The organism is Streptomyces tricolor, from assembly GCF_002155905.1.
Taxonomy (GTDB): domain Bacteria; phylum Actinomycetota; class Actinomycetes; order Streptomycetales; family Streptomycetaceae; genus Streptomyces; species Streptomyces tricolor.
In genome coordinates this window covers 21,173-29,289 of record NZ_MUMF01000264.1, presented here as the reverse complement: position 1 = coordinate 29,289, position 8,117 = coordinate 21,173, and the positions used below count along the sequence as shown (strand labels likewise).

The window sequence follows — 8,117 nt, the reverse complement described above, 5'->3', positions numbered from 1 at the left end:
GCCGTCGCCGCGCCCGGCCGGCCCCTGCCGGAGGACATCGAGTCCGTCCGGGTGCTCGACGAGCCGCTCCAGCTCCTCACCGGCCCCGCCCACGCCCTGGCGAACGCCCGGTCGGTGACCGTCGCCCAGCTCGTCGGACACCGGATCTGGATGCCGGGCATCGTCCCCGGCNNATCGAGGCGACCGGCCCCAACTTCGGCTCGGACGCACTCCTGGACACCGTGGCCGACACCCCGGCCCTGGCCACCTTCATGGGCGAGCACACCCGCCTCGTCTGGCCCGCCGGCCACGGCCTGCGCCGCATCCCGGTCACCGACCCGACACCCGTCTACCCTCACTCCCTCCTCTGGCACCGGCACAACCCCCACCCCGCCCTGACCACCCTCCGCACCCACCTCACGACGACAACACCGGTCCCGGGTACGGCGGGAACCTGGACGCCGCCCTGGGCGACACCGTGGCGGAGCCTGCCGGCGTGAAGCGCGGCGCCCGCAGGAAGGCAAGAGTCTCCCCGGGGTACCGAAGCCCGACCGGAGGTTGAAAAAATCCCGGCATGCAGTTCGACGACCCCGCCGGCTTGAGCCGCGTATGCGCAGAACGGCTCGGCGAGAAGGCCGGCCGGCAGTTCGCCGCCATGGCCCGCCGAGGCTTTCAGCTGGTCCGCCCAGCGGGACCCCTCCAGGCCACTGGCCGCTGCCGCCTCGGTGGGCCCGCCCTCCTCGAACCGGGAACCTCCTGGCCCGAACAGGACGGGGTTCCGCTGTCCCTGCACGCCGTGCTGGACACCGACGCTCTGGCTGCCTGGCTCGGCGACGAACTGCCCATACGGCCCGGCCTGCTCAACTTCTTCTCCCTCGACCCGGACCTGCCGTACGAGGAGTACCGCCGATTGGACATCTCCAGCCCCGGGGCCCACCGCGTCATCCCGGCCGACCCGGCACGGGCAGTCGAGACGAGAGCCCCCGAACCGGCGAGAACCTACCCGGCCGTACCCGTCCACGCGGCCGAGGTGACCATGCTCCCGGACTGCTGGGACGTCGAGGACGAGGACGTGGACTTCGACCGGGACCAGCACTGGGGCGCAGCATCACTCATCCTCCACGAGATGGGAGACCTCGACGGGAACACCGCCGGCAGCCACTGCGCCTTCGGCTGGCCGGACACCTCGCACACGCTCAAGGTGTCGTCCCGCGACGCCGACGGCCCGGCCGTCCACCTGCTCCAGCTCGCCGAGGACACCGAACTCGGCTGGGGCTGGGGCGACGCCGGCACGCTGTACTACACGATCCCGGCCAAGGCCCTCGCGGCCGGTGACTTCGGCCGGGCGGTGGCACAGGCTCTCTGCTGCTGATCCCTCGCGCAGCAGGCAGACACCCAAGGCTCGGGACCACGATTGTGGCCTTTCCCGTATCGCCCCGGGCAGGGCTCGCAGGCGCCCACACGCGGTCGAGTCGTACGAGACAGACCGTGCATGGAAGCCTGCGTCTGGTGCTGTTGATGTCACCTGTGGATGTCAGTTGAAGCTAGCGCTTCCGGCGGATCTTGCGCTTCTTCTCCTTGGCTTCCTTCTCCGTGCGCTGGGCCACGCCGTACGGGGACCACGGCCCCTGGTGGATCGGACACCGGGAGGTGCCGGTGAGCAGTGGCCGCTGGCACCGACCGCCTGTCGCGTTGACCCCATCGGCTTGAGAAGCTGCGAGCGCCCGGCGCCGGTTTTGCCGTTGAACTGGACGAACGGCTGGGCTGTGGGTGGCTTCTGGGGACTCGACTGCCTTCCCCGTGGTTCCCGCTCGTTCCCGTGCGCTTGTGGCGCGCGGCCGACGTACGCGTACCAGTGGCTACGGTCGGTCCATGGAGTGGTTCACCTTGATCAGCACCATAGCTGGCGCGGCGATCGCCACAGGATCCGCCATGCTGCTGGACCGGCAACGGTGGAAGCGGGAGCGCTCAGATCGTGATACGCAAGCGCGTCGTGCCCTGTATGGGGACTACCTGGCCGGTCTGTCCGAGTCCCGTCATGCCTGCGGCAACGTTGCTCGTGACCCGGACATGGATCTCTCGACGCGCCGTGCCACAGCTCGCGAAGCGTTCGGGCCGTGCATCGGACTGAGATATCAGATGACCATCAGCGCGCCCAGCCGCGTCGTAGAAGCCTCGGAGGATGCCTTCCGCCGTCTGCGTGACCTCCGCGATCGGGTGATGGAAGGAGTCCTGGTCACTGATCCCGTGTACCTGGAAGGGCGCCACACCTATGACGCTGCTCTTGCTGCGCTGCGGGCGCGTATGCGTGAAGACCTGCGCGTCACTGAAGACGACACTGCGCCATAGGTTGGGAGGCTAGGGCATCTGGGGAGGCACCCGGACTGAGCCGCGGTGAAGCGATGCCAGAGCCGGGACGTCCGTCGCCCTGATCCTCAGTGTTCCCCCGTGATTCCCCGCACGACCTGGCACGGGGATGACTCGGCCTCTTTGCCGAGCAGCACGGCAAGTCCCCCCCGGATCGTCCGCGACCAGGGCCCGAGCAAGGCGTCCGGTGACGGCCACGACTTCTGGCCAGACGTGTGCGGCGACGGATTATGAGGTCTGGCAGAACTCGACGTCCAGGACCCGGTCCAGGCGGGACGAGTCGGGCCAGTCGGAGTTGACGACCACCGCGGCGCGGTGCGCGCCATCGGCGGTTGCCGCAGCGTAGGAGAGATACCCCTGGATCTGCCCGCCGTGGCCCCACACCGTCTTCCCGCAAGGCAGCTTGCGGGCCAGCAGGCCGAGCCCGTAGGACAGTTCGTCGCTGAGCGGCACTGCGGTGCGCATCTGCCGCAGCCACGGTTCAGGGACGAGGCGGCCCGTCATCAGCGCGCCGAGGAAGCGGTTGAGGTCGGGAGCGGTGGAGATCATCTCGCCGGCGGCGTTCGGCACGGTGGGGCTCATTCGCGTGACGTCGTAGACGGGGGCCGAGGAGCCGTTCTCGCCGAGTTTCGAGTAGCCGTGCAGGTGGGGTGTGGGCACCTCGACGGAGGTGTGCGGGACGGTGGTGTGGTTCAGACCGAGGGGTTCGAGAATGGTGCGGCGGAGCTGTTGGGCGTAGGAGCGGCCGGATGCCTTCTCGATCACGAGCCCGGCCAGGGCGTAGTTGGTGTTCGAATAGTGCCAGCCCTTGCCGGGCGCGTTGTGCGGGCGGTGGGTGAGTGCGATCGCGATGAGCTGCTGCGGTGTGAAGCGGTCGAAGCGGTGCTGCAGGAAGTTCTCACCGGTCAGATGAGAGCGGAGGAAGTCCGGATCCGAGGTGTAGTCGTACAGCCCGCTGGTGTGGTTCAGCAGCTGACGCAGTGTGATGTTCCGGCCGTCGTTGCCGTTGCCCCGCACCAGGCCCGGCAGCCAGCGGTCGACCGAGTCGTCCAGGCGGAGGCGCCCCTGGGCGGCCAGTTGGACAAGGGCGGTGGCGGTGAACATCTTCGTGACGCTGCCCACACGGAAGCGATGCTCGGGCATGGGGGCGACCGACGCCCCGCGCACAGCCGTGCCCGCCGTGGCGTACGAGGCGCCCTGTGAGTCCTCGGCGACGGCCAGCGCCCCTGGCGTGCCGGTCGACAGGAGTTCGTCCAGCTCCTGCCGGATGGCCTCGTGCCCGGGTCTGACAGCGACGGCGACAGCACGGGTGCCGGGATCGGTGGGCGGCACGGCGGCGAAGGCGGGAGCGGCGGTGGTCAGCACGGCCGTGGCACAGGCGGCGGCCAGGGCTGGCACGAGTCTCATGGGCACCTCGCGGGTCGGAATGCAGGGGCGTAGGGATACTTCCGTCAGGCGCACAGGTGCCACACGTGGCGGCTGGAAGGGCAACAGGGACCGCAGATGCCAGGAGGAGGCGCGTAGCCGTGGGTCAGTCGGTGACGCTGACCGCAGTACCACTCCCAGTGACCACTAAGGTAAGAGGGTGACAGTTGAGGCGCCCTACACGCAGAGCTACGGTGAGGTATTCACCCGACGATGGGTCGTTGACACCCTGCTCGACCTGACTGCGTATACGGCCGAACGTGACCTTGGGGCACTGCGCTTGGTGGAGCCCTCATGCGGCTCAGGCGCCTTCCTTGGTCCGGCTATCGAACGCCTACTGGCGAGTGCAGCAGCACATGGGCGCGACCTGGGAACCCTTCGCGACTCGATTCGCGCGTACGATCTACAGGCCGATCATGTTAGAGCTTCGCGTCTCGTCTGTCGTGACCTGCTTATCTCCGCCGGCGCATCCGCTAGCACCGCCGATGCTCTAGTTGAAGCGTGGGTACAGCACGCTGACTTCCTGCTCTGCGATACTGATGAACGCACTGCCGATGTTGTGATTGGCAATCCACCTTATATCCGTTACGACGACCTCCCAGATGAGCTCGCCACCCGTTACCGCGAAACCTGGCCGACGATGCGTGGCCGGGGTGACATCTACGTCGGGTTCATTGAGCGCTCCCTTCGATTGCTAAAGCCCGACGGGCAAGTTGGTTTTATCTGCGCTGACCGATGGATGCGGAACCAGTACGGTGCTGAGCTTCGAGCTCTAGTGGCCCGTAACTACGCAGTGAACCATGTTTGGACAATGCATGACGTCGATGCATTCGAAGCCCAAGTATCGGCGTACCCGGCGATCATGGTGCTTGGCAATCACAGCCAGGCATCGGCCGTCGTTGCTGAGACCACGAAGGAATTCAACGCCGCTAGTGCCGTTGGGCTGAGGAAGGCCGCTCAGGACGAATCGCTCAATGATTTCTCGGACCTCGGCGTGAAGGCTCATCGCCTGCCGCACTGGTTCGAAGGCGGGGAACTCTGGCCGACTGGTTCCCCTGCGCGGCTGGCGCTGATCGAACTACTCAACGACCACTTCGAGCCTCTACATGACCCGAAGAACGGGACCAAGGTTTCAATCGGCGTGGCAACGGGCGCGGACAAGGTGTTCATCACGAAGGATCCGAGCGTCGCAGAGCCTGACCGGATCCTCCCATTGGCCATGCGCCGCGATCTAACCACGGGCGAGTTCAAGTGGCAGGGGAACTATCTGGTCAACCCGTGGGCTAACGACGGCTCCTTGGTGCCGCTGGCTGATTACCCGCGGATGGCCGCATATCTAGCGCGTCATCCAGGTGTCCGAAATCGCTTCGTTGCCAAGCGTAATCCCGATTCTTGGTACCGCACCATTGATAAGGTTCAGCCAGACCTCATTCACACGCCTAAACTCCTTCTCCAGGACATGAAATCAACGATTCACCCGGTCCTGGAGAGCGGCGGCCACTACCCGCATCACAACCTGTACTACATCACGTCGCAAACTTGGGACTTGGAAGTGCTGGGTGGGCTACTGCTGTCTCGCGTCGCCCAAGCCTTTATTGAGGCCTATTGTGTGCGTATGCGTGGTGGAACCCTGCGGTTCCAAGCTCAATACCTCAAGAGAATCCGCGTGCCTAGGCCCGATGACATCACTCCTGTCACACGGGAGGCGTTGATCTTGGCGTTCCGAAACCGAGATGTTGATGCGGCCACACAAGCAGCCGCAGACGCTTACGGTATTGATCTTGTCGAGTACGAACTCTGAGGGGGCAGCCCTAGTGGCCGCAACGTTCGAGGATTACAACGCCGCCATTAAGGCTTTCTGGAACGGCCGCGATCTCCAAAGCCAGAAGCAGATCGACACTGGCAAGGTCGACGCTGGAACGCGTGGAAGCGTCACCGGCGGGCTCCATCTTTCAGCGCTCCAAGACTTGATTGCAAACGAGTTTGCATCCCTCAAAGCTATGGGCGCGGAAGTCCGACAGTCCGGAATCATCCCACTGCCCGGATTCTATCGACGCGCGAAGAACTGGGACATTGTCGTCACATACAATGGAATCCTTGTTGCTGCGATCGAATGCAAATCTCAGGTTGGGTCGTTCGGAAATAACTTCAATAACCGGACCGAAGAGGCGATCGGTAATGCTGTAGACCTCTGGCGTGCCTATGAAGGTGGCCTCCTGGGCCCCTTTAAGCCGTGGTTGGGATTTGTATTTGTCATAGAGCATGCACCAAAGTCAACCACTATCGTCCGCGATCATGGGACGCCGCTGTACCGGACTGACCCTGAATTCGACAACTCTTCCTACGTCCGCCGCTATCAGCTGCTGTTCGAGCGACTTGTGCGCGAACGGCTCTACGATGCGGCATGCCTGATCACTTCGGTCAAAGGTGAAGGCATCCATGAGGAGCCGGTTCCCGAAGTGTCGACCCGAAACCTCACGGCAGCGATTGCCGGGCGGATTGCCTACATTCAGGGACTTGCGTAGTTATACGCCAACATCGCAGTCGGCTAGTTGCCCAGCCTGAGGCGACGACCGAAACCTGAAACTTTCATCAAGCTTTCATGGCGTTGCTGAGGGGGCATCAGTGAGTAAGTTTCACGTCAGTCAAATTGAGACGCACGTGCGGACTCTTCATGAGGAAGGAAACTGGAGGGAGGGCCTGGACGATGTAAACAACTTGTCAAGGCTTCTAGCACTCCATGCCGTGCATCTCGTTCTTGGGCCGGCTGACGGAACGCAGCGGATCCTCGAAATCACGGACGGCACTAAAGATCGTGGGATCGATGCTATTGGTGTAGATCTAACGGCTAAATTGGTTGTCTTTGTGCAGTCTAAGTGGCGTCAGGATGGCAACGGTTCCATGGCGCTGGGTGACGTATTGAAGTTCCTCCAGGGCGTTAAGGCTTTGCTTGGTATGAGAGCGGGTGATGAGCCTGCACACGCTTCCGAGGAGACCAAGACAGCAGTCCGAGATCTCTTGAAGACACCGGGTGCCCGTATCCGACTCGTAACTGTAACAACGGCTATCGACCCACTGGCGCCGGATGTGGAGGAGCCTGTATCAGAGCTATTGGACCAGCTAAACGACCTAGAGGGCACCGAGCCCCTAGCCTCGCATGTTCATTTCGCACAGGCCGAACTCTTCAACTCGATCTCCGAGCACGCGCGACCTTCCGTTGACATCGAACTGCAAATGCTCGATTGGGGTCGTGCTTCAGAACCTCACAAGATGTACTACGGTCGTGTAAGCGCCGCCGAAATCGCCAGCTGGTTCAAGGTCAACGGATCCGATCTTTTTGCGGAGAATATCCGTGTGGTGATCCCGCGTTCCGACATTAATGACGGAATTCTTCAAACGGTTCATACTGAGCCCGAGCGTTTCGCTTTCTACAACAATGGGATCACCATGCTAGCGGAGGCAATTGAGATCGGGCCAGGCGGGGCGCTGAATCGAGACGTCGGCTTCTTCAAGCTGACCGGTGCAAGCATTGTTAACGGCGCGCAGACAGTATCGACCCTGGGGTCTGCTCTTGGCACTGAGTTTGAACCGAACTTGGGGAATGCCTTTGTTCTTGTGCGTTGCATCGAAGTTCCGAAGGAAGAAGATGAACTAGGGCGTCGTATCACTCGGTATGCCAACACACAGAACGAAGTATCCAGCCAGGACTTCGCCTTCCTCGACCAGCAGCAGCATCGTCTTGTGCGCGAACTTCAGGTCCTTGGGTATGAATATATTCTGCGCTCAGCCGAAAGGCCCAAATCGAAGGATCCTGAAAAGGTTATCGAAGTGCGCCAGGCGGCGGTAGCCCTGGCTTGTGCTTCTCCTGCCCTGTCTCACGCGGTCATTGCAAAGCGGGAGGTATCTCGCCTTTTCTCGGAACCGTCCGTTTATCGTTCACTTTTCAATCCGCAGACGGACCCCCTGAGGCTCATGCGGGCCGTGCGCATAACGGCCGTCGTCGATGCTTTGCTGGACAAGGTTGAGCGTGAGCGTGATGGCGCAGAGGCTGGCATTGCAGTGCACGGAAGGAGAGTCGTTGCGCACTTGGTGATGCGGAAGCTCGGCGACGCCTTCCTGAAAGATCCCGACACCGATCTGGAACCGGTGTTGGCAGGTCTAGGACCGCAGGTTAACGGATACCTCAGGGCTCTGGTGGGGGCGTTTCCTGCTAACGCTTATCCGGGAAACGTTTTTAAGAACCAGTCGAGGATCACAGTTTTGCTCCAGCGCGCCGGGCTAAAGAGCTGATCTGCAATTAGTCGAAGGCGGAAAGGCCGGGCATCTCGTCGGGAAGTGTCAGCGGT

General features: G+C 62.9%; 6 protein-coding genes and 1 pseudogene. 6 read left to right on the top strand and 1 reads right to left on the bottom strand.

The features are described 5' to 3' along the window. The 3 genes and pseudogenes from CCN44_RS19730 to CCN44_RS44075 all read left to right on the top strand — a co-directional run. Window positions 1-479 (top strand): annotated as a pseudogene (locus tag CCN44_RS19730) (LysR family transcriptional regulator); the annotation flags it as partial. 74 nt (window positions 480-553) lie between these two features. Next, entirely contained in the window at window positions 554-1,351 is a 798-nt protein-coding gene (locus CCN44_RS19725; RefSeq protein WP_086698440.1) for a DUF1963 domain-containing protein, read from the top strand. Window positions 1,352-1,851: 500 nt separating this feature from the next. Beyond that, window positions 1,852-2,328: a hypothetical protein gene (locus tag CCN44_RS44075; RefSeq protein WP_143649861.1), complete on the top strand. Its 477-nt coding sequence runs from the start codon at window positions 1,852-1,854 to the stop codon at window positions 2,326-2,328. A 246-nt stretch (window positions 2,329-2,574) separates the two neighbouring features. Here CCN44_RS44075 and CCN44_RS19715 read toward each other — a convergent pair whose 3' ends face one another. Next, complete coding sequence (locus tag CCN44_RS19715) at window positions 2,575-3,753, bottom strand: serine hydrolase domain-containing protein (RefSeq protein WP_143649859.1); 1,179 nt, start codon at window positions 3,751-3,753, stop codon at window positions 2,575-2,577. A 178-nt stretch (window positions 3,754-3,931) separates the two neighbouring features. Between CCN44_RS19715 and CCN44_RS19710 the strand changes: the two genes are divergently transcribed. The 3 genes from CCN44_RS19710 (at window position 3,932) to CCN44_RS19700 (ending at window position 8,061) form a co-directional block, all read left to right on the top strand. Beyond that, window positions 3,932-5,572, top strand: a complete 1,641-nt coding sequence (locus CCN44_RS19710; protein ID WP_086698437.1) for an Eco57I restriction-modification methylase domain-containing protein — start codon at window positions 3,932-3,934, stop codon at window positions 5,570-5,572. 13 nt (window positions 5,573-5,585) lie between these two features. Next, window positions 5,586-6,296, top strand: coding sequence for a PaeR7I family type II restriction endonuclease (locus CCN44_RS19705; protein ID WP_158103123.1), 711 nt, complete (start codon window positions 5,586-5,588; stop codon window positions 6,294-6,296). Between the two features lie 100 nt (window positions 6,297-6,396). Next, the gene (locus tag CCN44_RS19700) at window positions 6,397-8,061 is read left to right on the top strand and encodes an AIPR family protein (RefSeq protein ID WP_143649857.1); all 1,665 of its coding nucleotides are present in this window, start codon (window positions 6,397-6,399) and stop codon (window positions 8,059-8,061) included. Window positions 8,062-8,117 lie beyond the last annotated feature (56 nt).

Excerpts from the sequence above, each read along its gene's own strand:
- CCN44_RS19725 (WP_086698440.1), top strand. The coding sequence starts at position 554 with ATGCAGTTCGACGACCCCGCCGGCTTGAGCCGCGTATGCGCAGAACGG.
- CCN44_RS44075 (WP_143649861.1), top strand. The coding sequence starts at position 1,852 with ATGGAGTGGTTCACCTTGATCAGCACCATAGCTGGCGCGGCGATCGCC.
- CCN44_RS19715 (WP_143649859.1), bottom strand. The coding sequence starts at position 3,753 with ATGAGACTCGTGCCAGCCCTGGCCGCCGCCTGTGCCACGGCCGTGCTG.